The sequence below is a fragment of the Archangium sp. genome (assembly GCF_057119385.1).
Genome location: NZ_DBNGVP010000044.1, coordinates 43,557 through 67,850 on the forward strand (window position 1 = coordinate 43,557; position 24,294 = coordinate 67,850).

At 68.6% G+C, this 24,294-nt stretch carries 24 protein-coding genes; 11 read left to right on the forward strand and 13 right to left on the reverse strand.

The window, feature by feature from the left end; translation table 11 throughout:
• The first annotated feature begins 244 nt into the window (after positions 1–244).
• Together AC16DP_RS10450 and AC16DP_RS10455 are read left to right on the forward strand one after the other, a co-directional pair.
• Positions 245–724, forward strand: a complete 480-nt coding sequence (locus AC16DP_RS10450) for a hypothetical protein (protein WP_329728108.1) — start codon at positions 245–247, stop codon at positions 722–724.
• Between the two features lie 15 nt (positions 725–739).
• Positions 740–2,452 carry a type IV pilus twitching motility protein PilT gene (locus AC16DP_RS10455; RefSeq protein WP_329728107.1) on the forward strand — a complete coding sequence of 571 codons (1,713 nt, stop codon included), beginning with the start codon at positions 740–742 and terminating at the stop codon, positions 2,450–2,452.
• Between the two features lie 32 nt (positions 2,453–2,484).
• On the opposite strand, the gene AC16DP_RS10460 is transcribed toward AC16DP_RS10455, so the two are convergent.
• On the reverse strand, positions 2,485–3,777 hold the full coding sequence (locus tag AC16DP_RS10460) for a hypothetical protein (protein ID WP_329728106.1): 1,293 nt from the start codon (positions 3,775–3,777) through the stop codon (positions 2,485–2,487).
• Positions 3,778–3,880: 103 nt separating this feature from the next.
• On the opposite strand from AC16DP_RS10460, the gene AC16DP_RS10465 reads away from it, so the two are divergent.
• Positions 3,881–4,477: a hypothetical protein gene (locus AC16DP_RS10465; RefSeq protein ID WP_329728105.1), complete on the forward strand. Its 597-nt coding sequence runs from the start codon at positions 3,881–3,883 to the stop codon at positions 4,475–4,477.
• Here AC16DP_RS10465 and rnk read toward each other — a convergent pair.
• The gene (gene rnk / locus AC16DP_RS10470; protein WP_329728104.1) at positions 4,474–4,890 is read right to left on the reverse strand and encodes a nucleoside diphosphate kinase regulator; all 417 of its coding nucleotides are present in this window, start codon (positions 4,888–4,890) and stop codon (positions 4,474–4,476) included. The two genes, AC16DP_RS10465 and rnk, sit on opposite strands and share 4 nt — an antisense overlap.
• Positions 4,891–5,045: 155 nt before the next feature.
• Positions 5,046–5,219, reverse strand: a complete 174-nt coding sequence (locus AC16DP_RS10475) for a hypothetical protein (protein WP_329728103.1) — start codon at positions 5,217–5,219, stop codon at positions 5,046–5,048.
• Between the two features lie 68 nt (positions 5,220–5,287).
• Between AC16DP_RS10475 and AC16DP_RS10480 the strand changes: the two genes are divergently transcribed.
• Complete coding sequence (locus AC16DP_RS10480; protein ID WP_329728102.1) at positions 5,288–5,782, forward strand: GNAT family N-acetyltransferase; 495 nt, start codon at positions 5,288–5,290, stop codon at positions 5,780–5,782.
• A 71-nt stretch (positions 5,783–5,853) separates the two neighbouring features.
• Here AC16DP_RS10480 and AC16DP_RS10485 read toward each other — a convergent pair whose 3' ends face one another.
• Positions 5,854–7,686 (reverse strand): DUF7151 family protein, encoded by a 1,833-nt coding sequence (locus tag AC16DP_RS10485; protein ID WP_329728101.1) that lies wholly within the window; start codon positions 7,684–7,686, stop codon positions 5,854–5,856.
• A 229-nt stretch (positions 7,687–7,915) separates the two neighbouring features.
• Between AC16DP_RS10485 and AC16DP_RS10490 the strand changes: the two genes are divergently transcribed.
• Positions 7,916–8,440 (forward strand): phage tail protein, encoded by a 525-nt coding sequence (locus tag AC16DP_RS10490; protein ID WP_329728100.1) that lies wholly within the window; start codon positions 7,916–7,918, stop codon positions 8,438–8,440.
• 51 nt (positions 8,441–8,491) lie between these two features.
• Here AC16DP_RS10490 and AC16DP_RS10495 read toward each other — a convergent pair whose 3' ends face one another.
• Positions 8,492–10,066 carry an MFS transporter gene (locus AC16DP_RS10495; protein WP_329728099.1) on the reverse strand — a complete coding sequence of 525 codons (1,575 nt, stop codon included), beginning with the start codon at positions 10,064–10,066 and terminating at the stop codon, positions 8,492–8,494.
• A 143-nt stretch (positions 10,067–10,209) separates the two neighbouring features.
• On the opposite strand from AC16DP_RS10495, the gene AC16DP_RS10500 reads away from it, so the two are divergent.
• The 3 genes from AC16DP_RS10500 to AC16DP_RS10510 are packed head-to-tail and all read left to right on the forward strand — an operon-like array spanning position 10,210 to position 12,339.
• The gene (locus AC16DP_RS10500) at positions 10,210–11,214 is read left to right on the forward strand and encodes a polyprenyl synthetase family protein (protein WP_329728098.1); all 1,005 of its coding nucleotides are present in this window, start codon (positions 10,210–10,212) and stop codon (positions 11,212–11,214) included.
• Positions 11,211–11,789, forward strand: a complete 579-nt coding sequence (locus AC16DP_RS10505) for a GbsR/MarR family transcriptional regulator (RefSeq protein ID WP_043410265.1) — start codon at positions 11,211–11,213, stop codon at positions 11,787–11,789. The genes AC16DP_RS10500 and AC16DP_RS10505 overlap by 4 nt, the downstream gene beginning before the upstream one ends.
• A 28-nt stretch (positions 11,790–11,817) precedes the next feature.
• Positions 11,818–12,339 carry a gamma-glutamylcyclotransferase gene (locus AC16DP_RS10510; protein WP_329728097.1) on the forward strand — a complete coding sequence of 174 codons (522 nt, stop codon included), beginning with the start codon at positions 11,818–11,820 and terminating at the stop codon, positions 12,337–12,339.
• Positions 12,340–12,442: 103 nt separating this feature from the next.
• Here AC16DP_RS10510 and AC16DP_RS10515 read toward each other — a convergent pair whose 3' ends face one another.
• The 7 genes from AC16DP_RS10515 to AC16DP_RS10545 form a co-directional block, all read right to left on the reverse strand.
• Positions 12,443–13,222, reverse strand: coding sequence for an Imm49 family immunity protein (locus tag AC16DP_RS10515; protein ID WP_329728096.1), 780 nt, complete (start codon positions 13,220–13,222; stop codon positions 12,443–12,445).
• Between the two features lie 2 nt (positions 13,223–13,224).
• Positions 13,225–13,812: an imm11 family protein gene (locus AC16DP_RS10520; protein WP_329728095.1), complete on the reverse strand. Its 588-nt coding sequence runs from the start codon at positions 13,810–13,812 to the stop codon at positions 13,225–13,227.
• A gap of 25 nt (positions 13,813–13,837) precedes the next feature.
• Complete coding sequence (locus AC16DP_RS10525) at positions 13,838–14,485, reverse strand: AHH domain-containing protein (protein WP_329728094.1); 648 nt, start codon at positions 14,483–14,485, stop codon at positions 13,838–13,840.
• A 14-nt stretch (positions 14,486–14,499) separates the two neighbouring features.
• Positions 14,500–17,010 carry a TIGR02270 family protein gene (locus AC16DP_RS10530; RefSeq protein WP_329728093.1) on the reverse strand — a complete coding sequence of 837 codons (2,511 nt, stop codon included), beginning with the start codon at positions 17,008–17,010 and terminating at the stop codon, positions 14,500–14,502.
• Between the two features lie 40 nt (positions 17,011–17,050).
• Positions 17,051–17,515: a DUF4150 domain-containing protein gene (locus tag AC16DP_RS10535; protein WP_329728148.1), complete on the reverse strand. Its 465-nt coding sequence runs from the start codon at positions 17,513–17,515 to the stop codon at positions 17,051–17,053.
• Between the two features lie 124 nt (positions 17,516–17,639).
• Positions 17,640–18,677 (reverse strand): DUF2169 family type VI secretion system accessory protein, encoded by a 1,038-nt coding sequence (locus AC16DP_RS10540; RefSeq protein ID WP_329728092.1) that lies wholly within the window; start codon positions 18,675–18,677, stop codon positions 17,640–17,642.
• Positions 18,678–18,848: 171 nt separating this feature from the next.
• Entirely contained in the window at positions 18,849–19,409 is a 561-nt protein-coding gene (locus AC16DP_RS10545) for a pyridoxamine 5'-phosphate oxidase family protein (RefSeq protein WP_329728091.1), read from the reverse strand.
• Between the two features lie 74 nt (positions 19,410–19,483).
• Between AC16DP_RS10545 and AC16DP_RS10550 the strand changes: the two genes are divergently transcribed.
• Both AC16DP_RS10550 and AC16DP_RS10555 read left to right on the forward strand, forming a co-directional pair.
• Positions 19,484–19,903 carry a hypothetical protein gene (locus tag AC16DP_RS10550; protein ID WP_329728090.1) on the forward strand — a complete coding sequence of 140 codons (420 nt, stop codon included), beginning with the start codon at positions 19,484–19,486 and terminating at the stop codon, positions 19,901–19,903.
• A gap of 63 nt (positions 19,904–19,966) precedes the next feature.
• Complete coding sequence (locus AC16DP_RS10555; protein ID WP_329728089.1) at positions 19,967–20,650, forward strand: chondroitinase-B domain-containing protein; 684 nt, start codon at positions 19,967–19,969, stop codon at positions 20,648–20,650.
• Here the strand turns inward: AC16DP_RS10555 and AC16DP_RS10560 are convergent.
• Positions 20,589–21,590, reverse strand: a complete 1,002-nt coding sequence (locus AC16DP_RS10560; RefSeq protein ID WP_329728088.1) for an FG-GAP repeat domain-containing protein — start codon at positions 21,588–21,590, stop codon at positions 20,589–20,591. The genes AC16DP_RS10555 and AC16DP_RS10560 overlap by 62 nt on opposite strands.
• 277 nt (positions 21,591–21,867) lie before the next feature.
• On the opposite strand from AC16DP_RS10560, the gene AC16DP_RS10565 reads away from it, so the two are divergent.
• Positions 21,868–24,102: an NBR1-Ig-like domain-containing protein gene (locus AC16DP_RS10565; RefSeq protein WP_329728087.1), complete on the forward strand. Its 2,235-nt coding sequence runs from the start codon at positions 21,868–21,870 to the stop codon at positions 24,100–24,102.
• Positions 24,103–24,294 lie beyond the last annotated feature (192 nt).

Genomic DNA, 24,294 nt, shown 5'->3' on the forward strand with positions numbered 1-24,294 from the left:
AGAGGCGCGCGGAGCGCTGCTCGGAGCGAGGTCACCCAGGCCACGGCCATGTCACCGGGATTCATCCGCGGGTCCTCCGAGGCGTCGGGTCCCGGCTCCCAATCCACCATCCGCTCGGCTGCCCTCCTGGTGGCTCCGGCCTGTAGAGGGCTGTAGAAACGGCCTTCACCCCCGGTCCGGATTCCTGGGAGACTCGCCGAGTGTGCTAAACAACGCACCTCAGACTGACTGATACTGCCCCCCCATGCTGGAATCCCTCTCCGTACCGAAGCGACGCGTAGCGGCCCAGTTCGTCCTGCCGGGTGGTGCCTCGCGCAACGTGGCCGTGTTCCTCGCCGAAGCCGCTCCCGGACACACCGGCGGTGAGCGCCTGTCGGACCTGCTCAACGGCAGTGGCTCCCTGTTCATCCCCGCGGTCGACGCGGACACGGACGCCATGACGTTCGTGCACTGCGAGAACCTCGCCCTGGCGCGCGTGGCCGCCGAGCTCGAGCCCAACGTCGTCGATCAGTTCACCATCCCCACCGAGCACGAGGTGGAGGTGACGATGATGGACGGCCAGAAGCTGCGCGGGCTCATCACCTACGTGCTGCCCGAGGCCCACTCCCGCCTCACCGACTACCTCAACAACAGCGCGCCCGCGTTCTTCCCCGTGTTGGAGGGGGAGCAGGTCGCCCTGGTCAACAAGCGCCACGTCGCCTACGTGGAAACCCTTCGCCGCTGAGAAGCCTGAAAAGCCATGGCTCGGTTCGACGCCTTCATCGAGAAGCTCTACAAGGAAGCCGGTGTCGCCATCATGTTGGAGACCGGCAGCGGCATCAATCTGCGGACCGCCGCGGGCAACGTCCCCATGGTCAAGGCGGGTCTCAACTCGCAGCAGATCATCGGCGCGCTCTCGGAGATCCTCCCCGCCGACATGCGGGGCAGCTTCCCCACCGAGGGGGTCTCCACCTTCTCCTATGCCGCTCCCGCGGGCGCGGTGCAGGTCAAGGTGCAGAACGTCGCGGGCCACCTGAAGGTGGCGCTGGTGCCCCAGAAGGCGGCGCCGGCCGCGAACGTCGTCGCGGTGCCGCTCCCGGCTCCGTCCCAGGGTGGTCTGGATCTGCCGCCCGCCTCCGAGGAGGACAAGCTGGAGCTGGCCTCTCCGGCGGACATGATGGACCTGGCCGCCCGCGGCGCTGGGGGTGCCTTCACGGCCGGCCCCGGTGCCGCCCCGGCGCGTGCGCCCACCGCTCCGGCCGCGGGTCCTCGCGCCGTCCCCACCGCCGCTCCGGCCGCCGCCAAGGCCCCCACGCCCGCTCCCGCCGCCGAGGCGAAGTCCTCCATCCAGGTGATTCCGGTCAACGACGGGCCGGACTCGGATGCGGCCCAGGCCCTGCGCGCGCTGTTGGACCGGATGCTCGACAAGAAGGCCTCCGACCTCCACCTGTCCAGCCAGGTGGTGCCCATGCTGCGCATCGATGGCGACATGGTGGCGCAGGAAGACTACCGGCCCCTCACGAACGATCGCCTCAAGGCGATGCTCTGGACCATCGCTCCGGAGAAGAACAAGAAGCAGTGGGAGGAGACGCGCGACACGGACTTCGCCCACGAGACCGAGCGCGCCCGCTTCCGCGTCAACGTCTTCGAGGACCGCAAGGGCATCGGCTCCGTGATGCGGCAGATCCCCACGAAGATCATGTCCGCCGAGGACATGGGGCTCTCCAAGCACATCCTCGACCTGTGCTACCTCAGCAAGGGTCTGGTGCTCGTCACCGGCCCCACGGGCTCCGGTAAGTCCACGACCCTCGCCGCGATGATCGACTACATCAATCGCAATCGCGAGGATCACATCATCACGATCGAGGACCCGATCGAGTTCGTGCACCCGAACAAGAAGTGCCTGGTCAACCAGCGCGAGGTGCACGTCCACACGCACGGCTTCAAGAACGCCCTGCGCGCCGCGCTCCGTGAGGACCCGGACATCGTGCTCGTCGGCGAAATGCGAGACCTCGAGACGATCGCCATCGCCATCGAAACGGCCGAAACGGGCCACCTCGTCTTCGGAACGCTGCACACCAACACGGCGCCCTCGACGGTGGACCGCATCATCGACCAGTTCCCCGCGGACCGGCAGGAGCAGATCCGCATGATGCTCTCCGAGTCCCTCAAGGGCGTCATCTCGCAGATGCTGGTGAAGAAGATCGGCGGAGGCCGCGTGCCCGCGCAGGAAGTGCTCCTGTGCACCAGCTCCGTGGCCAACCTCATCCGCGAGGGCAAGACGTTCCAGATTCCCTCCATCATGCAGACCTCGCGCGGCATCGGCATGCAGACGCTCAACGATGCCCTGCTGGATCTGGTGAAGAAGAAGCTCTGCGAGCCCAACGACGCCTACATCAAGGCCATCGCCAAGGGGGAGTTCAAGCAGATGCTGGAGCGCTCGGGCTTCAAGATCGATCTGCCCACCTCCTGAGCCATGGAGGTGGACAGTCCGGTCCGGGCGGCTCAGTCCAGCGAGGCCTGGTCCGCGAAGAAGACCACCCGGCCGCCGCTGGCCGGGCTGGTGCTGCCGTTGTAGCCCTCGGTGACCGTCCACAGGTTGGTGCCGCTGCCCGTGGCGTGCATGCCCTCGGGCATCCGGGCCCAGTCGCCATTGCCGGACAGGTACGCCGTGCGCGAGGCGCCCGTGGACACCTTGAAGAGGGCGCCGCTGTAGCGCGTCGAGCTCAGCCAGTACGACGTGGTCGCCGTCGTGGTCATGATGGGGGCCACGCCCTGCACGTTGGGCTCGTTCATGATCCAGGCGCGCTCGGGGGCCACCAGGCCGCTCACCGTCTGGAGGCGGTACGTGGTGGAGTCCACCGGCCAGCGGTAGAGCCGCCCGCCGAGCCCCGGCGTGGAGCCGTCATAGGGGCAGCCCGTGCCGGTGTTGTTGCAGTACTCGCCCGAGAGCAGCACGTCCGTGGTGCCGCGCGTGTCCTTGCCCAGGAAGGAGAACTTGGGCCGGCAGGGGCTGACGATGGTCGAGGGCACCACGTACGCGCTCACCTGCGGCAGCACGTACTTGTAGCCGTAGGCGCACCACTCGGTGCCCACCTTGCCGATCGCCGTGTCACACGTGGTGCTGGTGCTCACCTCGCGGATCTGCGTGAGGTCGAACACGCGCATGCCATCCGAGGTGTCCGCCATGTAGAGGTAGTTGCCGTACCAGGCCAGGCCACCGCCGTGCTCGGGGATGGTGGTGAAGTTGCCGGAGCTGGTGGGCCGCACCAGCAGGAGGTGCCGGTAGTTCACCGCGCTCAGCGACATGTCCGAGATGTCCGCCACGGAGATGCGCACGCCCTTGTCCGGGCTGGTGAGCGTGTAGTGCCAGGAGACGATGGCCACGTTGGTGCTGCCGGACACGCCCGCCGTCAGTCCCTGCGGCACCCAGTCCGTGGTGGACATGTCGCCGTCGTTCCAGCGGAAGCCGCCCTTGTAGCCCACCGCCGGCGGGTGGTTGGTCGAGGTGAGCACCGGGCCCGCGCGGTTCAGGTCCTGGAGGATCGCCGGCAGCCCCAGCGCCGGGCCCACGCCCGTCATGTACGAGGCGTAGGTGCTCCACGTGTTCTGGTCCTGCAGCTTGAGGCAGCTCGCGTCATGGGCCGTCAGCGGCGCTCCCTCCGTGAGGGGCTGCGATTGCGCTCCCGGGGTCTCGTCCCCGGGCTCCTCCTGCTCCAGCGCGGGACCGCACCCCGCCAGCCCGGCCCCGGTCAGCCACGTCGCGATGAAGAGTCCCCGCGTCTTGTTGAAACCCATGTCGTCCGCCTCCCTCTGGGAAGTAAGAGAAGACTGGACTTACACGAGTTTTCAGGATTGATACAGTGGCTTCGGGGGCTCGCGGGGGAGGTAGGGTTTCCGCATGGCCACCGGTGAGAGTGACGAACTCCAGGCGTATCTCGATGAAGCACCCGGGGTGCGCCCGCTCTCGGATTGGATCTGGGGGCTGTCGCGGTGGGGGAAGGGCGTCCTCGTTCGCGCCGGGCTCGCCATCGCCGGGGCCTGTGTGGACCGCTGGCGCCAGGGCGCTCCCAGGGATGAAGGTTGGCAGAGGCACTTCGCCTCCTCGACCCAGCCCGAGGAGGCCCTGTCGGCGCTTCGCGCGTGGCTGGCGCGAGGCGCGCCTCCTGGAGACGCCGGGCTCGCCTCGTGCACCGCGGCCCTGCGCGACCTGATCGGCAACGCGGAGTTCTATGACGACGAGGCCTCGTCCTGGGGCGCCGCCTCCGAGCGCGAGCAGGCCGCGGCTTCCGGGCGTGCCATCCTGATGGCCCTGGAAGCCTCCCAGTGGACGGCCGAGCGCGCGACCGAGGACATCCCGGACGAGGCCGAGCGCCAGGCCATCGCGCGCTCGGGCCCCGTTCCGGAGCTCTGGGAGGCCGTCCGGGCGTATCGCCACGCACTCCCGGACTGCTCGGAGGCCACGGTCCGGGAGTTGATTCGCAACGGCCTGCGCTAGAGGTGGAAGTGCCCCGCCGCCTCCGGCTGGTACGGCACGGCGACGATGCGGAGCGTCCGGGTCCGCCCGCCCGGCATGGGCCAGTCGATGGACTGGCCCACGGACAGCCCGATGAGGGCGCTCCCGACAGGCGCGAGCACGGAGACGCGGCCTTCGTCGCTGCGTGCATCCCACGGGTAGCAGAGCGTCACCTCCCGGCGCGCGCCCGTCTCCTCGTCCTCGAAGACGACGGTGCTGTTCATCGTCACCACGTCCGGAGGGACTTTCTGGGAGCTCGTCACCTCGGCCCGGGCCAACTCCAGGTCCAACATCTCGGCCAGTGTGGCGTTACGCCCACCACTGTATTGCTCGATGACGCGCTGAAGGCGCTCCAGGTCGGTCTCCGTGACGATGATGCGTCGCTCGTGGGTCATTCCATGTTCCTCATGGGGCAATGGCCGAGTTGCGGCCGGGTGTGAAGTGGGCGGAGGTCAGGCGAGGGGCAACCCGCGTCAGCGTGCGGACCCGTGACGACGCGCGAGCGTGTCCGGGTGGCCGGCGGAGCGGGCGGGACGCCGCGCGCCGGGGCTTAGAGCGGGTGGCGGGCGGCGCGGGACTGGAGCCAGGCGGTGGCCCGGCCGTGGGCGAGCAGCACCCGACGCACCACGGCCCAGCGCGTACCGGACTTCATCGCAGCTGGGCAGGTGGAGGGCATCATGGGCTCGGTCACCACGGGAGTGCGCACGGTCTCGTGCGCGGACATCGGACGAGTATAACTGCCCGATGTCCCCGGGCAAGCCAGGTCTCTGGTGCCCGCTCCTCGAGGTCACCGTGAACCAGCCCGTCCGCCTGACCCTCCGTCCAGTAGCCGAGAGTGACGACCCCTTCCTCTTCGCGCTCTACGCGAGCACCCGTGCCGAGGAGATGGCGGCCTGGGGCTGGAGCGCGGCGCAGCAGGAGCCCTTCCTGCGCATGCAGTGGCTGGCGCAGAAGCGCGGTTACGAGGCGCGCTACCCGTCCGAGGGCCACCGCATCCTCGAGCACGAGGGCCGTCCCGTGGGCCGCCTCTGGGTGGTCCGTGGCGAGCACGAGCTGCGTCTGGTGGATGTGACGCTGCTGCCCGCGTACCGGGGCTCGGGCCTGGGCACCTCGGTGCTGCGCGCGCTCCAGGAGGAGGCCTTGGCAGCCGGCAAGCCCTTGAGGCTCCACGTCCTGCGGAACAACCCGGCCCTGCGGCTCTACACCCGGCTGGGATTCACCCCCGTGGCCGAGGCGGAGCAGGAGACTCAGGAGCCCTATCTCGCGCTCGAGTGGGGCCCCAGATGACACGGCCCGCGGGTGGTGTCACCCGCGGGCCGCTTGCTTCACCCGGATGGAATGGGGGACGTCCGTTCAACTCACAGCAGCAGGTTCTCCGGGGCGTTCACCACCGTCTGGAAGGTCTTGCCGATGGCTCCGTCGGAGCCTTGCGCCGTGCTGGTGCTGCCATCGCCGCCATTGCCACCGCATGCACCGCCACCGCCACCGGCCGAGACAGCGGTGCTCGGGGACGTGGGCGCCGCGGAGGTTCCACCCGTGCCGTTCTGGACTTGGAGGGCTCCTGTGGTCACGTTGGGTGTCGTCATCGAGATCAGGTGGATGATGCCGCCGCCGCCGCCACCGCCACCGCCCTCTCCAGGGCCACCGGAAGTGATTCCATTGCCGCCATTGCCACCTCGGGCGCGGATGTTGCCATTCACGGTGAGCGTTCCCTTGGCGGCGATTACGATGACACCTCCCGCTCCGCCTCCGGGTCCCACTGTGTTGGTGTTGCTGGGCGGATTCACCCCGTTCGTGCCGTTCGCGTTGATGTTGCCCGTGCTCGTGACGAGGACATTGCCTCCAGCGGCGATGACCAGGGCGCCGCCACCCTGGCCTCCCGACGTGGCGGTGATGCGGCTGCCCGCGCCGCCCGCGAAGACCACGGGGCGGCGGACCTGGTGGGCCTGGAGGGTGTTCAGCCCGATTCCTCCGTTCGGATCACCCGCTGGAGCGACGGAGATGCCGGGGTGCGGCGCGCCGCCACCACTGTCCTCGGTGCCTGTCGTGACATCGATGGTGCCGCTCACCGTGACGTTCCCCGTGGCGCGGAGCATCGTCCCGCTCGGGACGATGAGCGTGCCGGCGATGTCGATGGTGGTGAACTGCAGGTGGATCTTGCCCTGGCTCACCAGCGTGTTGAACCCGGTGGAGGCGGTGAGGTCCAGGGTGCTTCCGGACGCCACCGACAACGCGCCCGCCGTGCCATCTCCGTAGATACCCATGGTTCCGGCCGGGCCCGCCGGACCCGGGTCGCCCTTGGCACCCGTGGCGCCGGTGTCGCCCTTGGCTCCCGTGGCGCCCGGGATGCCCTGGGGACCCTGAGGACCCGGGTCGCCCTTGGCCCCCGTGGCGCCGGTGTCACCCTTGGCCCCCGTGGCGCCAGTGTCGCCCTTGGCCCCCGGGATGCCCTGGGGTCCCTGAGCGCCATTGCACACGTAGCGGGTGAGGGCCGCGTCCACCTCGGCCGTGTCCAAGGTGTTGTTGCCATTGGCGTCCACGCCGGCCTCGAGCTTGATGCCGCCAGTGGCGCAGTTGGCCCCGAGCCCCTCGGCCGCCGTCTTCACCAGGGCCCGGGCTCCCGCCGCACCCGTGGCGCCGGTGTCGCCCTTGGCACCCGTGGCGCCGGTGTCACCCTTCGCGCCCGGGATGCCCTGGGGACCCTGAGCGCCATTGCACACGTAGCGGGTGAGGGCCGCGTCCACCTCGGTCGTGTCCAACGTGCTGTTGCCATTGGCGTCCACGCCGGCCTCGAGCTTGATACCGCCGGTGGCGCAGTTGGCCCCGAGCGCCTCGGCCGACGTCTTCACCAGCGCGCGCTTTCCTTCAGGTCCTGCCGGGCCCATGGGTCCACCCGCGGGGCCCGCTTCGCCCTGGGGTCCCTGGGCGCCGTTGCACACGTAGCGCGTCTGCGCGGCGTCGACCTCGGAGTCGTCCAGGGTTCCGTTCCGGTTGGCATCCAGACCGACCTCGAACTTCGAGCCCCCCAGCGCGCACTGGGTCCCATCCGGCTCGGCCGAGGTCCGCATCAGCGTGCCCGCGCCCGCCGCTCCGGGTTGCCCGGCGGGTCCCTCCGGTCCCTGGGGCCCCTGGGGTCCCTGCCCGCCTTCGTTCGTGCAGGCCGAGAGGACCAGTGCGGCACAGAGGGACATGACTCGGAACCCGGAGGGTCCCAGTTGGAGTCGCAGGAGGGTCGGCATCGTCATCGGCACGGTCCTTTCGAGAACCTGTTGCAGTTGCAAGCGCGCAGTATGTGCCAGTCCGTGGCCGGGGTGGTGTGATTGGCTTCACAACGCGTTCCGTCAGGGCTTGACAGCGAGTCCTGGTCCTCCGTCCCGGGACATGCTTTGTTGTCGGTTCAACACTCAGCAGGGAGCACGCATGTCGGATCCGTTCATCGGAGAGATTCGGATGTTCGCTGGCAACTTCCCGCCTCGGGGCTGGCAGTTCTGCCAGGGCCAGATCCTGTCCATCGCGCAGAACACCGCCCTCTTCTCCATCCTGGGCACCACCTACGGTGGCAACGGGACGACGACCTTCGCACTGCCGGACCTGCGCGGCCGCTACCCCATGCAGCCGGGCCAGGGCCCGGGTCTGTCGCCGCGCACCCTGGGGGAGCAGGGCGGCTCGGAGACCGTGACGCTGATCAGCAACCAGATGCCGGCGCACAACCACACGCTCAATGTCAGCAGCCAGGCCGGTGACGTGGAGACGCCCGTGGGAACGGTCCTGGCGGCGGACACGACGGCGACGGTGCTGAACTACCGGAGCGCTCCCATCGACGGCACGATGAACCCCGCGGTCATCGGCGCGGCGGGGGGCAACCAGCCCCACAACAACATGCCGCCCTACACGTGCGTGAACTTCATCATCGCGCTCCAGGGCATCTTCCCCTCGCGCAACTGACGCGGCCCGGGCGCCCGGGGTCCCCGAGGGCCCCGGGTCCGTCCTCCGCGCTCAGGACTCCGCGTGGGCGGATTGGGGCTCGGCGAGCACCGGATCGGGCGTGGGCACCCGCGCCGCGCGCGCCTGGAGCCGCGAGCCCACCAGCGACAGCAGCGCCCCCAGCGAGCACACCGGCTTCGCGTCCGGCTCGACGATGCGCATGGCCAGGAAGGCCGCCGCCAGCCGCGCCACCGAGGACAGCACGAAGAGCACGTGCAGGTTCACCCACAGGTGGCCCCCGAGGACGAACTCGGTGGGCAGCAGGCTCGCCAGCCCCCCGCCCAGCGCCGAGGCCGCCGCGTAGGCCAGGCCTCCCGCCGTGGAGAACGCCGCCAGGTAGAAGGGCCGGCCCCGGCGCGGTGCCACCGACAGCGGCAGCGCGAAGGCCGCCAGGCCATGGCCTCCCCACAGCACCCCCGCCAGCACCACGTCCGCCAGCAGCGGCCAGAGGAACGTGGCCGTCGGGAAGAGCCAGATGGCCGGGACGAAGCCAATCCCCAGCGAGCACGCCAGCAGCACCGGCTGCGCCCCCCGCCTGTCGATGAGCCGGCCCCACACCGGCGCGGCCAGCATGCGCATCCCGGCCACCGCCGCCAGGTACAGCGCCATCGTCAGGAAGCTCATCTTCAGGTTCTTCAGCATGTGGAACGAGAAGAAGGGCGCGGAGATCCCCACCGCCGCGTTCCACGCCACCTGGTACACCAGCACCCGGCGCGCCCGCTCGTCCTTCAGCGGCAGCAGCGCCACGCGGAAGTCCAGCTTCGCCTTCTCCTTGCCGGGCGCCGGATCATGCTGGCGCGCCATCAGCAGCGTCGTCACCCCGCCCGCCCCGCACGCCATCGCCGCCAGCAGCGGCAGGCCCAGGCCCACGCCCTCGGGCGGGCGCAGCTTGTCCATCAGCACGCCGGCCACCAGCGACGTCACCGTGCCTCCCAGCGTGCACAGCGCCGTGCGCCGGCCGAAGAAGCGCCCCCGGATGGACTCGGGCACCAGCTCGCCCATCCACGCCACCCAGGCGTTGTTTCCGATGACGCCCAGCACCGCCGACACCGCCGCCACCCCCACCAGCAGCCGCTGCTGCCCCTGCAACCCCAACGGCAGCCACGGCAGCACGCACAACGGCAGCATCACCTGGCGCGACAGGCACACCGCCGTCAGCGCCACCCGCCGGTGCCCGAAGGTGGACGTCAGCCACGCCGCCGGGAACTGCACGAACTGGGCGAAGAAGGGCAGCGCCGTCATCACCCCCACCAGCAAGGGCCCCAGCTTCAGCGCCAGCGCCCACGCGGTGAGCACCGTGGCCCCCGCGCACGCGGTGAACACCTCCGCCACAATCCCCTCGGCCACCGAGGCCCTCAGCGAGCCGCGCAGGGCGCTCCGGGCCTCGGTACCCGGGGTGGATGTGGGAGTGGTGCCTACCGATGGCGCCCCCAGGAGCGGGGCGGCCGAGCCCGGCAGCGAGTTACCGGGCCGGAAGAGGGGGACGGCGGTGGCCAGGGCAGCGAAGCTGCGGAGGACGTGACGGCGCAGGACGGCGAGAGACACGCGGACCTTGAGAGAGGGCGGGGGCTCCCGGGTCTCTCTCATGACGCACCGCACCCACTCAAACCGACCCCTGGTGCCCGCTCGCCCCCCTGCCAGGCCCCGGCGCCTGCCCGTCCATGCAGGAAGCAGGTGCAGTTCACGCGGTCTTGAACTATATGAACGGCGCAGAGGGAGAAGAGGGGTACATGGAACTCGCGCGTGAGCTGGCGGATTTTCTGGGGAGCGTGGAGCAGCGGCTGGGCACCATGCTGGCGGACGGGGATGCGGGCCCGGGTGTGAAGGGCGACACGCTGATGGAGGCCGCGCGCCACCTGTGCATCGGCACCGGCGGCAAGCGCGCCCGCCCCATGCTGGTGCGCCTGTTCGGCGGCGCGGTGAACGTGGCCCCCGAGAAGCTGGTGGACGTGGCCGTGGCCTCGGAGATGATCCACTCCTCCAGCCTCCTGCACGACGACGTGGTGGACGCCGGCATGTACCGCCGCGCCCGGCCCACGGTGAACGCCCGCTGGGGCAACATCGTCGCCGTCATGAGTGGAGACCTCATCCTCTCCACCGCGCTGCACCGCCTGTCGCTGCTGGATGCGCGCCTCACCCAGTCCGCCCTCGCCGTGGTGGTGGAGATGTCGCGCGCCGCCATCACCGAGGTGGAGGCCCGCGGCAACCTGGAGCTGCCCCTGGAGCGCCTGCGCTTCATCGCCGAGGGCAAGACGGGCTCGCTCTTCGGCTGGTGCGGCAGCGCCGCCGCCACGCTCGCCAACCAGCCCGAGGCCGCCCGGCGCTTCGATCTCTTCGGCCGCCGCTTCGGCGTGGCCTTCCAGATCGCCGATGACATCCGCGACGTGCTCGGCACGGATCCGGGCAAGCCGCGCTACGCGGACGTGCTCTCGGGCACGCCCTCGCTGCCCATCCTCCTGGCGGTGGAGCGCGACGGCACGCTGAAGACCAAGCTCAAGGACGCCTGGGCCTTCACCACCGTGAATCCCGAGCGCACCCGCGCCATCGGCGACGCCATCGAGGCCACCGGTGCGGTCGAGCTGGCCATGGAGCGGATGAACCGGGAGCTGGACGCCGCCGTGGACGCGCTGGGGCCGTACGGGCAGCAGGGCCCGGGCGCCGAGCTGGTGGACTGGGCGCGCAAGCTGTCCTTGGGCATGGCCGCCCAGGCCCAGGAGCGGAGCCGCGCCGCATGAAGGGCTACCTGTGGACGAGTGGTCTCGAAGCGGCCCGGGGGGAGGGCTCCAGCAACGGTCATCTCGCTCCCTGGGAAGCCATCGCCATCGACGCGGTGGGCAACGTGATCGAATTCTGGGGCTTCAAGCGCAACCAGGGCCGCGTCTGGGCCCTGCTGTACCTGCGCGGGGAGCCCCTCACCGCCGGGGAGCTCGAGCGCGAGCTGGAGCTGTCCAAGGGCGGGGTGTCCATGCTGTTGAGGGATCTGGAGCGCTGGGGAGTCATCCGCCGCGTGCGCTCGCCGCAGGACAGCGCCTGGCGCTACGCGGCGGAGACGGACCTCATCCGCATGGTGTCGCACGTGATTGAGGAGCGGGAGGCGGGGTTCATCGAGCGCATCCGCGCGGACCTGGCCGAGGCGCACCGGCTGGCGGTGGAGACGGGGAACGTTCCCCGTGAACACCTGGCGAGGCTGGAGAAGATGGCCACGCTTGCCGAGCACGTGGAGAGAGCGCTACGGCTGTTCATCAAGACGGCGCGCCTGGACGTGGGCGGCATCCTCGGCGCGCTGCGCGAGGACTCGCCGCGGCAGTGAGGCGGCCCGGGAGCCGAGGGAGGCACGGATGGACTCGCATTACGATCAGGTGATGAAGGCGCGGAGCACGGCGGATACGGCGGCCATGAAGCTGTACTTCGCCTATTCGACGATCCTGGACCGGGCGGCCTTCGAGGAGTGGCGGGCGCAGCACAGCTACGAGTTCTTCGAGCTGCCCGAGGGCAAGCTGGCCGAGGCGCTGGACGTGGACCTGGTGTACGACTTCCCCTCGAGGTGGTGGGGAGGGCGGGTGGCGGGGCTGACGGACGCGCCGGGGAAGAGCGTGTACGGGCGGCTGTTCGAGATTGGCGGGAAGGACTGGCCGATCATCCAGCACAAGGAGGGCGCGGTGACGAGCATGAGCGTGGAGCGGCTCGTGCGCGTCCGGGTGGAGGGCCAGGAGCTGCAGGCGACGGCGTTCGTGACGTCGCCGCGCCGGGCGTCCACCGAGGGCCCCATCAGCCAGCGGTTCATCGACGCGCTGGTGCGCGGCGCGCAGAGCGCGGGGCTGCCCGCGGAGTACATCGAGCGCCTGCGCCGCGGGGAGTAGGGCAGGGCGGACGCGTGGAGTCCCTGGGTTCGGGACCAGGGGGGCGCGGGTTCTCGTGCTATCGAGGCGCGAGGGCATTCCCGGGAGGTGGGCGGGCCGGGCTTCAGGGCTTGCACCAAGCGTTCTCGGGCAGCGCCGGGCCCCCGGGGGCGACTCGTGCGAGTGACGGAATGAAGTCGTAGCTGGACCGGGTCGGCAGCCCATGGAGCTCCGCCATGCGGAGGATGGCGAGTCCCTCGACAGAGACCTTGCCCTCGGTGGCGTTCAGCTCCGGGTCGAAGCTGAGGCGCTGTGAGTACTTCCGGAGCTTCTCCTGGCGGGCCTCGAGCAGGGCCGTGAACGCCGCCGGGAACAGTCTGGCGTCCTTCTCGACGAGCGCCTGGGTGAGCTCGAACTTCGCGCTGGGCTGGCCCTGCTCCACCTGCTCCCAGCGGCTCAGCAGCCGTGCCCGTCCATCCAGGTCCTCGGGCGCTAGGAGCATCCGGTGAAGCAGGTGGAAGAAGAGGAAGTCATCCTCGTACTCCACACCCTGGAAGTGGTGCTTGGGGGAGCGGGCCGCGATGGCAGCTGCCAGCTCCAGGTCTCCGGCGGCCAGGGCCGCGCCAAAGCCCAGGTCCTTGCTGCAGCACAGGAGCCGGGGCTCCACCGGCGCTCGCTCCGCCAGCACCAGCAGGGCCAGCCGTGCCTGGGCGGACTTGCGCAGCCGCAGGGCAAAGGTGTCCGCGTCCGCATCCTGAAGCAGTGAGCACAGGGCCAGGATGCGCCAGGCGAAGCTGAGCGTGGCCAGTTCCTGCGCCGTGGCCCCTTCCGGGCGCTTCACGGCCTGCAGCGTCCGGTTCAGGTGGAAGCTGTAGTTGTGTTGCGCTCGGGCCAGGGGCTCCATGCTCAGACCATTAGCCTGATGGGCGTGCCGGCTTCGTAGAAGGCGGGCCCGGTAAAGCCTGCAGCTTCGATCTTCGCCTTGAGGTCCTCACGGACCAGGAGCAGCCCTGGCGCGGCGGACACCCGGAAGAGGTTGGTCTCCGGATCTATCCTGTCCTCGTGCAGAATCAGCCGCTTCAACCGAGTGAAGCGTTCCTGCTCCAAGGGGTGTCTCTGCCCCTCGGTCTTCTCCATGTCGAGCCAGTCGTGGGCCCCGATGACGTTCACGATATAGCAGTCATCGCTCTCGACGCGGCCCTTGTGGTTCATCAGGGTGAAGCGCAGGAATTCAATCTCCGCCTTCGTGTGCTGCTCCAGGAACGCCTTCATCCGGGCCGACACCATCAGATAGCCGACCGTGTTGTGGATGACATCGGCGATCTTCAGGCCCGTGCTCTCGGGGTCCATCTCGAATGGATAGGCCGCCTTGTAATCCGCCCCCATGCGGATGCCGTACGAGGGCTTGTGGATATGCGTCATGGCCCGCGGGTACGCCATGATGGCGGTGAAGTCGTCATGACGCCTGGTGGTCATGATGAAGTATTTGGACATGGGCTCGTCGTCTCGGTCTGGGGCTCTAGAAGGCCATCGGCACCATACCGTCGTTCATGCGGGGAATCAGCCCCTGGCTGGCCTCTTCCTGTCCGTACTCCACGATGAGCCAGAACTCCTCCTGCTCCCAGCGGCGGAGGAATGCCCGGAAGCAGTCCACGTTGGCGTCCGTGATGTCGTGCTTGCCATCCTCGGTCAGCTTGGAGATGTCCTGCTTCATCTGGTTGATGGCCTTGCTGCAGTCGTCGCTGTACTCCTTGTGATAGCCGACGTGCGCCGGCAGGCCGAGCTCCAGCGCATCCGGATCGAGGTACGGTAGGATGATGAGGTTGATGCCCTCGTTGATGTTGTAACGGGATGCCTGAAGGATGGAGAGCTCGTCGTTCGTCAGGCTGGCCTTGAGCACCCCACTGGGCATGATGTGGTGGTATTGGTGTTTGAAGGGCTCGCTCTCGGTGGTGTAGTTCTTCCCACCGAAGGCCCACGCGGGCTTCTTCATGTACAGCCGCAACTTGGCTGGATTGCCAATAATCTCCTGGTAGCCCTTCACCCGGTAGGCGCAGTTCGGGTAATTGGGCTTCCAGTACTTGTACTCGTGGCTGCTGATGCAGCCCTCCTCCTGCTCGTGGTTTGGCTTCTTCCAGAGTGCTCGGACGTGTTGCTTGTCGGCCATGGCCGCACCTCGCGTCAGGGCTGGAGGACTGTGGGCGCGTGGATGCGCAGGGCACCCCGCTCGCCAGTGTCGCTGCCCACCCACAGCAGCGTCGTTCCCGGGGGAGTATACGCCCGCATGAAACCGCGGGCAGCCATGGCCACCCCGAGTGGACCCATGACGGCGCCTGCCTCACCGAAGGGGAAGGCCGGGTACCACTCGGGGACGCCCGCTTCCAGCAGGCCCTCCCCTCTCAGCCGGATGAGCGCGTGGCCCCAGTCCTGCGCACGGTATGCGTCACCGTTCAAGCCGGCGATGACCAGTCCCACCTGCGCGTCATGCCCCCGCGCCGGGCCAAGCGCGGCGCCGATGCAACTCGCGAGCGCCATGCCCAGGGCGGGTTGGCGGGACTTCCGGTGGAATGGCTCGGCCTGGCGCCGGGGGGAGTCCAGCAGGGCCTCGATGGGCGCCTTGCGCCGGAGCGCCGCGCCCGGTGCTTCCAGCCGCAGGAAGGCTGCCGCCTCTCCGGGGATGAAGCCCACCGGGTTGGACGGGCTCTTGAGCAACCTCAGCGCATCCAACTGCCGTACCATCTCTGGCTCGACGAGGCTATCCACGCCGCCCACGATGCACTGCTCGACGCGCCTTTGCCGCAGCAGCTCCGCCGCCTCCTGGAGCGCCTGGATGAAGCCGGATTCCCCCAGGAAGGCCTTCTGTACCCAGGGGGCCTGACGGACTCCCAGGGTCTTGAGCATCCGCGGGATGAGAGACTGCTGGAGCTCTTTCTGGAGGGAGGCCGGGCCGTCCGGAGTCGCTCCTTCCTGCTCCGCGTGCAGCTGGTCATGGAACCCGCTGCGGGTCGTCACGAACAGCGCAACTCTTTCCCAGTCCTCCTGGCCGGTCGCGCGCTGGAGGCTGCTCAGGCCCGCGCCCCCCAGGACCGCCAGCCGTCCCAGTCCGGCAAAGCCGCGCGTCACCCAGGGCACGCTGTGGCCGTAGGCGGGCTCGAGCTCGCGGGAGGTCGGGTCGAAGACGTAGGCCTCCTCCAGCTCCTGGATGCGTAGCACCGCCGCGCGACCGGCGGCGCAGGAGCCCGTCGCGTCCTCACCCAGGGCCGACACCAATCCCATGCCAGTGACGGCGAGCGCCTCGGCGGAGAGCGGTGCCTCCTGGCGGCGTGCCGACGGCCGGGGATTGGCGGCCGTGTGAGCACTGTCCGCCCCCCATGGAGCGGACAGGGTCTGGAAGGGCCTCTCCAGGTTCCACTGCCGGGCGGACGCAACCGCCGCGCGGAGCTGGGTGCGCTGGAAGTCGGTGAACGCTCGTGTCTGGATGAGGTGGGCCCCCCGTCCGCGCAGCGCTACCTCCAGGGCCATGGCATGGCGCCGTCTCAGGGGCACGAGCTCGAAGGATTCGAGCAACCACTCACCCACCAGGGGCTGGCCCAGCAGGTAGCGCCCTCGGGGCTTCAGCCGGTGCTCGACTTCCAGCCACCAGCGCCGGACGAGGCCGGAATCGGCGCGCGGCAGCGCGGGCGCAAGGGGGGGCGGCGCCTCCTCCTCCTCGTCATTCTCGGGCTCGGGGCGCAGGAATGCACCCTCCAGGCGGAGTCCGGTAATGGCGCAGAATGCCTCCGCCGCGAGCCCCTCCAGCCCCGCCGTATCGAGCAGCTCCAGACAGGACTCTGCCGCCTCCCTGCGGCCGCTGAACCCCAGCGCCCAGAGCGCGTCGGCCTGGGCTCCCGGCGTGCCGAGTTGCTCCAGCAGGAGCCGCACGTCCGCAGCGTCTCCACCCATGGCCAGCAACAGCATTGCGGTGCGGCTGGGGGTCTTCGGATGGGAGGCGAGCTGTCGGCATTGGGTGAAGGCCGGCATCAGGCCCAGCGCGGTGCCGATGACGAGCGCCTCGTCACGGACTTCCGCATGGGGGGAGTCCAGCGCACGGAGCACCGGTGCTGGGCTCACCCGTCCGGCCATGACCCGCGCAGCGCGCAGGGCCGCTGCTGTGACTTCCGGCGCTGGGTGGGCCAACAAGGTGGGGAGCGCGGGGCCGACGTCCGCGCCCCAGAAGGTCAGCACTTCCAGGGCCGTTGCCACGAGCGCCGGGACCTCTTGCTGGAGCAGTTCCTGGACGGCGGGCACCCGGGTGGGCGTGGCGCTGAGCTGCAATGCGCGCTGGAGGCACGGGCGCAGATCGGGCCCGCCCTCCACGAGCGCATCCAGCACCTGGCGCAGCGCGGTTTCATCCTCTGAGGGCATGGCGAGCAGCACCAGCGCGGCGACCGTGACGAGTTCTGGCTCCCCGCTCGCGAGCGCCGGGGTGATGAGCTCCTTCCGTACGCCTTCCCCACCCAGCACCAGCGCGTCGAGGTGGGCCACAAGCCGACGCTCGTCGACGTCATACAGCTCGCCGAGGGTCAGCAACGGGGAGTCGAGCGAGGACTCCCACTGGGTCCAAAGAAAGGCCGCCTCATCCAGGTGTTCAGCACAGACGCTCCGCTGGATGTCCGTCAGGGCTGCTGTGGCGGATTCAGTTGATTTGGACATGACCGCCCTTGATGCGGTTGAGTATGCCGTCCTGACGCCTTCAGTAGTGGTCCTTGCAAATGGGGCAGACGGGCTTCTCCGTGCTGCCGCCCATGGCCATGACCGGGCCTTGAACGAGTGGGAAGGGAGGCGTGTTCTTGTCGTTGTGGAGCATCAGGTCCAGGGCGCGTGCCACGTTCTTGCCCTCGAACTGGACGTCGAAGGAGAAGTTGACGAACTCGGCCTTGCCCTTGGTCTTGCTGGAGGCCACGCCACCGCCAGCGGTGCCCGCCTCGTCGCCGGTGCTCGTCTTGAAGTTGGAGTCCTTCACGCACACGGGGTTGCCGGCCACGGACACCTTCTTGGTGCCTTTGTCGGTGTCCGAGGACTGGGCCACGTTGGGGTAGGGGATGGGCGCGGGCCCGGCAGGGCTGGGCGTCTTGCACACGTCCGGGAAGGCCACTGTGACGCCGCCAGAGTCCTTGGTCACCACGGACATGTTGTTCACACCGGTATTGATGGGCATGGTCTCGACCTCCGCGAGCAGGACAACGTACCGCATCAGGATCACATGGCGCGAGCACACGACGGCTCAACTGTCCGGGTATGGGGCGGCAGGCCCCGGAAAGCCAGAGAGCCCATCCATTCGCTCAAGCCTTCTTCGTGGGCCCGGCCACGCCCTCCGCGGTGACGCGCAGGCCGCGTACGTCGTGGATGCCCTCACCCAGCACCACATGCCCGCGCCACAGCAGCAGGACCTCCTCCGCGTCGGTGTCGAGGATGAGAGTGTCCAGATGCATGTCCGGCTTCACGTCCTCGCCGCCGGCCAGCGCCACGGTGACGATGGGAGTTGCCTGTCCGGGGAGCCGGAAGGCGAACCGACCCATTGGTGAGGCCCCCGTGATGACCACGGACTCGTTGCCCTTCAGGTAGCCGGGAGCGATGAGCCCCGGTGCCGCGGCGTTGAAGAAGCGCCGGTCGAAGTCCTTGGGCAGCAGCGGCTTGCGAGTCTTGTTCCACGCTTCGTTGTAGGTGCCCGCGTACTTCGCACGCGGCTGCCAGTGGGGCGAGGTGAAGCCGAAACCCACGGGTGTCACACGCTGGCCGAACTCGCGCAGCGGTTCCGCTGGGTCCTCCAAATTGGGTAGCATCAGCCCCTCCTCGAAATGGCGCGGGCTGGCGCGGAAGCCCGTGCCCACGGGGTTGCGCAGCTCGAACGAGGGCTTTGCTGCGTCCGTCCGGTCCCACCCGCCGAAGGCGCGCTCCCAGGTGAGGGGCAGCTTGTCGAAGGGCAGCGGCCGGGTCGCGTCCACCCGGCTCATGCTGCGGAACCACGTGCGCTCGCCCACCACGCGCACGGCCTTCTTCAGCGGGCCCACCTGGAGGACTACGAGCGTTTCGGTGGCGCCCTTCTGCGGCGGGTACGCATGACCGATGAGTGCCACGTCCGTGGCCGGCTTGAAGAAGGCGCCCTCGGATTCGTACTTGTCGCTGGACTCGCCGGGCTTGCCCCAGGGCTGGGGACTCCAGCACACCGGCACCTGCTCGTCCGCGAGCTTCAACCCCGACTCGCCCATGATGTACGTGGCCTTCACCACGAGCAGCAGCAGTGGGCGCCCCTCCTCATCGGCGAGGCCCATGATGTCGAAGGCGAAGGGGGTCTCGTTCTCGACGGTGGGGTGTCCCATAGCGTGCTCGGGCCCGCCGGGAGGGAAGGCCGGGGTGGCGGGGACGCCACTGTAGCAGGCATGTGTTGGCGTGCAGGTTGGCCACGTCCAGCCCCACGCCCGTGAGCCGCCTCCCCCTCAGTCTTCACCAGATTCAAGGGATTCATGTCGCGTCTCGGGCAGACGGGACAGTCAGGTCCCTTCGTCGAAGAGGCCGGTCGGCAGCCCGTCGAGGCTGCGCGTGTTCTTCTGGCGCCGGTAGGCGTCGAGCCCCTCCGGGCCCTTGGCCTCGGCCCACTTCGTGAGCGTGGGGCGCTCGCCTTCGTATTCGTACAGCGGCACGCCGTAGCCGCACGAGGTCTGCACGAGCTCGATGTCGAGCAGGATGAGCTGCCGCGCACCGAGTGGCTCCACGCCGCCGAAGCCGGAGGCGAGCAGCCGCGTGTATTCCTCACCGCCGCGGCGCAGGGCCCGGCCGCGGCCGTAGAGGCGCAGAATCATGGGCGGCCCCTCGAAGGCGCAGAACATGAGGGTCAGCCGCCCGTCCGCGAGCAGGTGCGCGGCCGTCTCGTTGCCGCTGCCGGTGAGGTCGAGGTACGCCACTGCCCTGTCTCCGAGCACCCGGAGTGCGTCGAGCCCCTTGGGCGAGAGATTCACGTGTCCGGTGGGCGCGGCGGACGCGGTGAAGAACACCCGCTGGCGCTGGATGAACTCACGGTGGGCGGGCTCGAGCCGGGGAAACTGTTTCGCCATATGGGACGGACCTCCACCGGCAGGCTAATCCATAAAAGAAACAGGCCAGATGGCATTCGGATTAATCTGCCGGGATGCTCGACATCCCCATTCGCCGGCTGATTCCAGTCCTCCTTCTCACGCTCATCGCCGGCTGCGAGGCCGTGGAGGGCGACTGGTGCGACGACACCTTCACCCTCTGTGGGGACTCCAACCAGTACTGCTACCTGTGCGACGGCGCCGACGACAGCCTGTGGATCGAGGGGCGGTGCGCCACCTCGCATGATGCCGCGCAGGCCTTCTGCGATGGCACCGGCACCACGGGCGGCGGTGGCGCGTGCGGCAACACCCCGTACACCGGCCCCACCGGGGACCCGCAGTCCGACTCGTTCTGCAAGGCGGCCTACAACTACAAGTGCAGCGGCGACACGGAGAAGGTCCAGGCCAACTGCGCCATCTACCGCCAGATGCAGGCGGACAACCCGAAGATGCCGAGCTGCCCCTATTGCCAGTGAGGACGCGGCTGTCGCGCCATCCACTCCGCCCATCCAAGCGGGCATCGGGTAGCTTCGCCGCTCATGCGAATGACCCCCCTGGTCCTGCTGCTCCTGCCGCTGCACGCCGTGGCCGCGGTGAAGAACGTCTCGACGGTTGCCCAGTTGCAGTCCGCGCTCGCCTCGGCGCAAGCGGGTGATGACATCGTCCTCGCGGACGGCACGTACGCGGTGAACGTGAACCTGAGCTGCGCGGCGGAGGGCACCGTCACCCAGCCCATCACCGTGCGCGCCGCGAACCGGCACGCCGCGCTCATCCGGTTCAACGCACTCGAGGGCTTCAAGGTGTCGGGCCGGTACTGGACCTTCGACGGCCTGACCGTCGAGGGCGTCTGCCCCCAGGACGACAACTGCGAGCACGCGTTCCACGTCACGGGCCACGCCGAAGGCTTCGTGCTGCGCAACAGCCGCATCCGCGACTTCAACGCGCAGTCAGTCCGACGCCGGCACCAACCCGGATCCCCTCCCGGGCACCGGCGACGGGGAGGGGCAGGGCTGTGGGGGCTGCAATGCCGGCCCGGGCCTCACGGCCGGGCTCCTGTTCTTCCTGTTGCCGCTGTATGCCGGAGCACGCCGGCGCCGGCGGTGAGCGCCACGGTCGCTCGCCGTCCTCGGCTCGCCACGTTGACCACCAGGAGCACCTTGCTCACTGCCAGACGAAGGGCTGCCCGAAGGCCGTGCCATTCGAATACGCCAGATACCACCTGAAGGTGTAGGTGCAGTACGTCTGGGGCCAGGGATGGCCCGGCCAGGAGTAGCACGTCGTGATGCCGGCCCGGTACACCAGGTCCGTCTTGCCGTCACCGGTCAGGTCTCCGAACCAGCTCTGCGTGTTGGATGCGAGCGGGCCCGACCAGACCTCGTTCGGGAGGAACCCGGAGCCGTTGGAGCGCCGGACGACCACCGCATCCGCGTTCTCGACAATGGCGTCCGCCTTGCCATCGCCCGTGACGTCCTCGAACCACGTGCCCTTCGTGCCGGAGTAGGAGCTCCAGCTCCATTTCTCGTTCGGCAGGAAGCGCGTCCCATCCGAGCGGCGCACGACCAGCTCGCCCTCATTGGAGACGATGGCGTCTGCCTTGCCGTCCCCCGTCACGTCGGCGAACCAGGTGCCGTAGGTGCCGTGGTAGGGGATGTCGGTCCACGCCACGGGGAAGTCGAAACCCGCCCCCACGGAGAGGGACACCAGCACGCCTTGCCTGCCGTCCCTGGGAACCTGGATGAAGTCCGCCCGGCCGTCTCCGTTCACGTCCGCGAAGTCGAAGCTGGCCGTCGAGGGTGCGTTCACCGCGTACGAGGACTCATTCGGGAGGAACTCGTAGCCGTTGGAGCGCCTCATGCTCACGATGACGCAATTGCTGCCGCACTCATTGATGGCGAGCGCCTCCGCCCGTCCATCCCCGGTCACGTCGGCGAACCAGGTGCCGCGGCTGCCGTAGTACGGGTCGGTGGTCCATGAGGCCGTGCCCAGGAACGTGCCCCCGTTGGACACGTTGACCTTGAGACCGTAGGGGGTCACGGTGATGAAGTCGGCCCGGCGATCCCCCGTCACATCCGCCAGGGCCGAGCCGGAACTGCCGGTGATGCTGGCCTGACTCACCTGCGCCACGAGCAACACGCCACTCATCAGAGCCCAATGAAACCGCATGTCTCCCCCTTTTGCTCCCGGAGCGATGGCCCCGGTGTGACTGGCTCCGGGGAAGAGCAAGCGGTGGACCAGTACGGCGCTCAGAGGGGCGCGCCCGGCATCTACTCGCCGATGGACTCCTGGCGGCCGGCTTCGACGAGTCGAAACAGACGTGCCGACACGTCGAACCGCTTCATCAGCAACCAGGTGAACAAGCAGGTGATTCCTCTGTCGCTGACGCAAACCCTGGCATGGCAGTGTTAGAAGGGGCGCCACTCTATATTGGGGGAGGTTGTTTGTGTTCAAAAAGCAGCTGGTTTTGCTGACGCTGACGTTGATGTGCGCGTGCAGTCAGGATCTGGGGATCAATCCCGAGGGGCAGGACGCACGAGTGGAGGAGGAGGGAGGGAAGGAGGCCCTGCATTCGGAGCGTGGGGGCATTGGCCTGCTGCCACCCGAGCCAGGCCGGGTGTCCGCTCAAGCGGTGGCGGTGGACATGCGCCGCTCGCTGGCTGTCAATGACAAGACGATTCTGGCCAACTTCACCTTGCAGGCGGTGCTGAACCAACTGGTGGCACAGAATGGTGGTACGGGATTCACCAGCGAGCAGCTGTTTCGTCAGTTGTGGGACACGCAGAACGCGGCCCCGGGACAGGCGGACCTCAACGCCGTGACGGCCAGCGCGCACTGTACGGACAACGGCAACACGCTCAACGGCTTCCCCTATGCCTGCCGCCCGGGGGAGGGCGCCCAGGCCAGTACCTCCTCACCCACCACCCTGGCCTCGTACTCGGCCATTGGCCTGTTCAACCGCTTCGACCTGGCCCCGGTGGATGGCTCGGACTGCGGCGAGTACCGCATCGTCTTCGGCAAGACGAGTGGCGGCAGCGGCCGCAACTTCCTCATCTTCGAGGCTGTGCTTCCCAACCCCAACCCCGGCCTGGGTCTGGAGGGCTGCCGTCCGGTGGCCCGGTTCTGGGCGGACCTCTCCAGCGATGCGGACCCGGCCTCGCGCGCTACCAGGCTCCGCGACTTCTACTTCACGGGTCTGCCCGGCTTCTCGCCCGTGGTGCACATCAACCACTATGGCAACAATGCGCGGGGCGTAGGCCAGGTGCGCACCAATCAGTTCATCGGTTCCCCGTGGATGTTGCGCGAGTTCAAGTTGCAGCGCACCTGTCCGAGCACAGGCTGCATCATCAAATTCACGCCAGCCACGGTGAAGGTCAATCTCTTTGGAGGCTTGTTCAACCCCACCAACACCAGTGCCCAGGCCACGAGCTTCCAGGATCACTTCGTCACCCAGGTGGCGAGTCTGGCCCGCGGCGACATCAACCGCTTCGACTACGTGGTGCTGGACGCATTCAACAGTGGTCAGAGCAACTCCCAGTCCCCCGGGGTGGTGGACGACTACCCGGCCCAATTCGGTACGGGCGCCAGTCCCTTCCGCACCCGGATCCAGAACGAGCTCACCCGCCTGGGTAGTCCACTGACGCCGGATGACATCGTCCGTCGGGCCCAGGCGCTCTCGTGTGGGGGTTGCCACCAGCGCAGCGCCTCCTCCCCCGCCAACACCCTCGGCGGTGGCCTCACCTGGCCCGCCTCGGCTGGCTTCGTCCACAACAGTGAGGCCAGCGACCCGGTGGACCCGACGCGCTTCCAGATCTCCCCGGCGCTGCTCAACACCTTCCTCCCCTTCCGCAAGGGTGTGCTGGAGGGGTTCCTCAACACGCCCGTGAGGGGCGCGGACTTCGTCAGTCAGACGGTGCCCTCCCAGGTGAGCAAGGGTACGGCCTTCACGGCCACGGTGACGATGAAGAACACGGGCACCCTGGCGTGGACGGCGGCCAACAACATCCGGCTGGGCTCGCAGAGCCCGCAGGACAACACCACCTGGGGTACTCAACGCATCCTCCTGTCCTCGAGCGACAAGGTGCTGCAGGGCGGGCAGAAGACCTTCACCTTGTCACTCGTGGCGCCCTCCACCCCGGGCACCTACACCTTCCAGTGGCAGATGCTGCAGGAGGCGGTCACCCGTTTCGGTGCGGCCACGCCCGCTGTGTCCATCACCGTGGTGGACCCGGCGAATCCTTGCACGGGCAAGAGCGGCACCGGCACCTACGAGGGGTTCTTCTGCAACTCCAGCTCCCAATTCATCGAGACGCGGAACATCGACTGCTCGAGCGCCTACAACAACTGTGTGCTCAACGCCAACAACAACCCCACGAGGAGCCTGCTGTGCACCTGGAATGGCAACGTCATCTATCGCCGGGAGTTGAGTGCCGGTCTCTGTAACCAGGTCGACTGCCAGACCAGTACCTTGCTCGGCAGCTACACGGGCTACATCTGCAACAGCAACAGCGCCTTCATCAAGACGAACGGCATCACCTGCAAGGAGGCGAAGGACAATTGCATCCTCAACGCCAACGCCAATCCCTCGACCAGCTTCTACTGTGAGTGGAACGGTCGTGCCATCTTCCGCAAGGATGTCACGGCGGGCATCTGCAACACCACCGCCGCCTCGACACCCTGAGCCACGGGAGCCCGCGACCGGGGGCCTGCCTTTCCGCCACGGCAGTGCCCCCCGCCGCCCCATTGCACTACAGTTGTGGATTTAAAAATAGACAGAAATCCACTCTCCGCGGCAGTGCCAATCCACTCCTTGCTTCATCCTGGAAACATGCGAGGGACAGGGTGACTTCCCCAGTCAGGTGGGTGTAGCTAC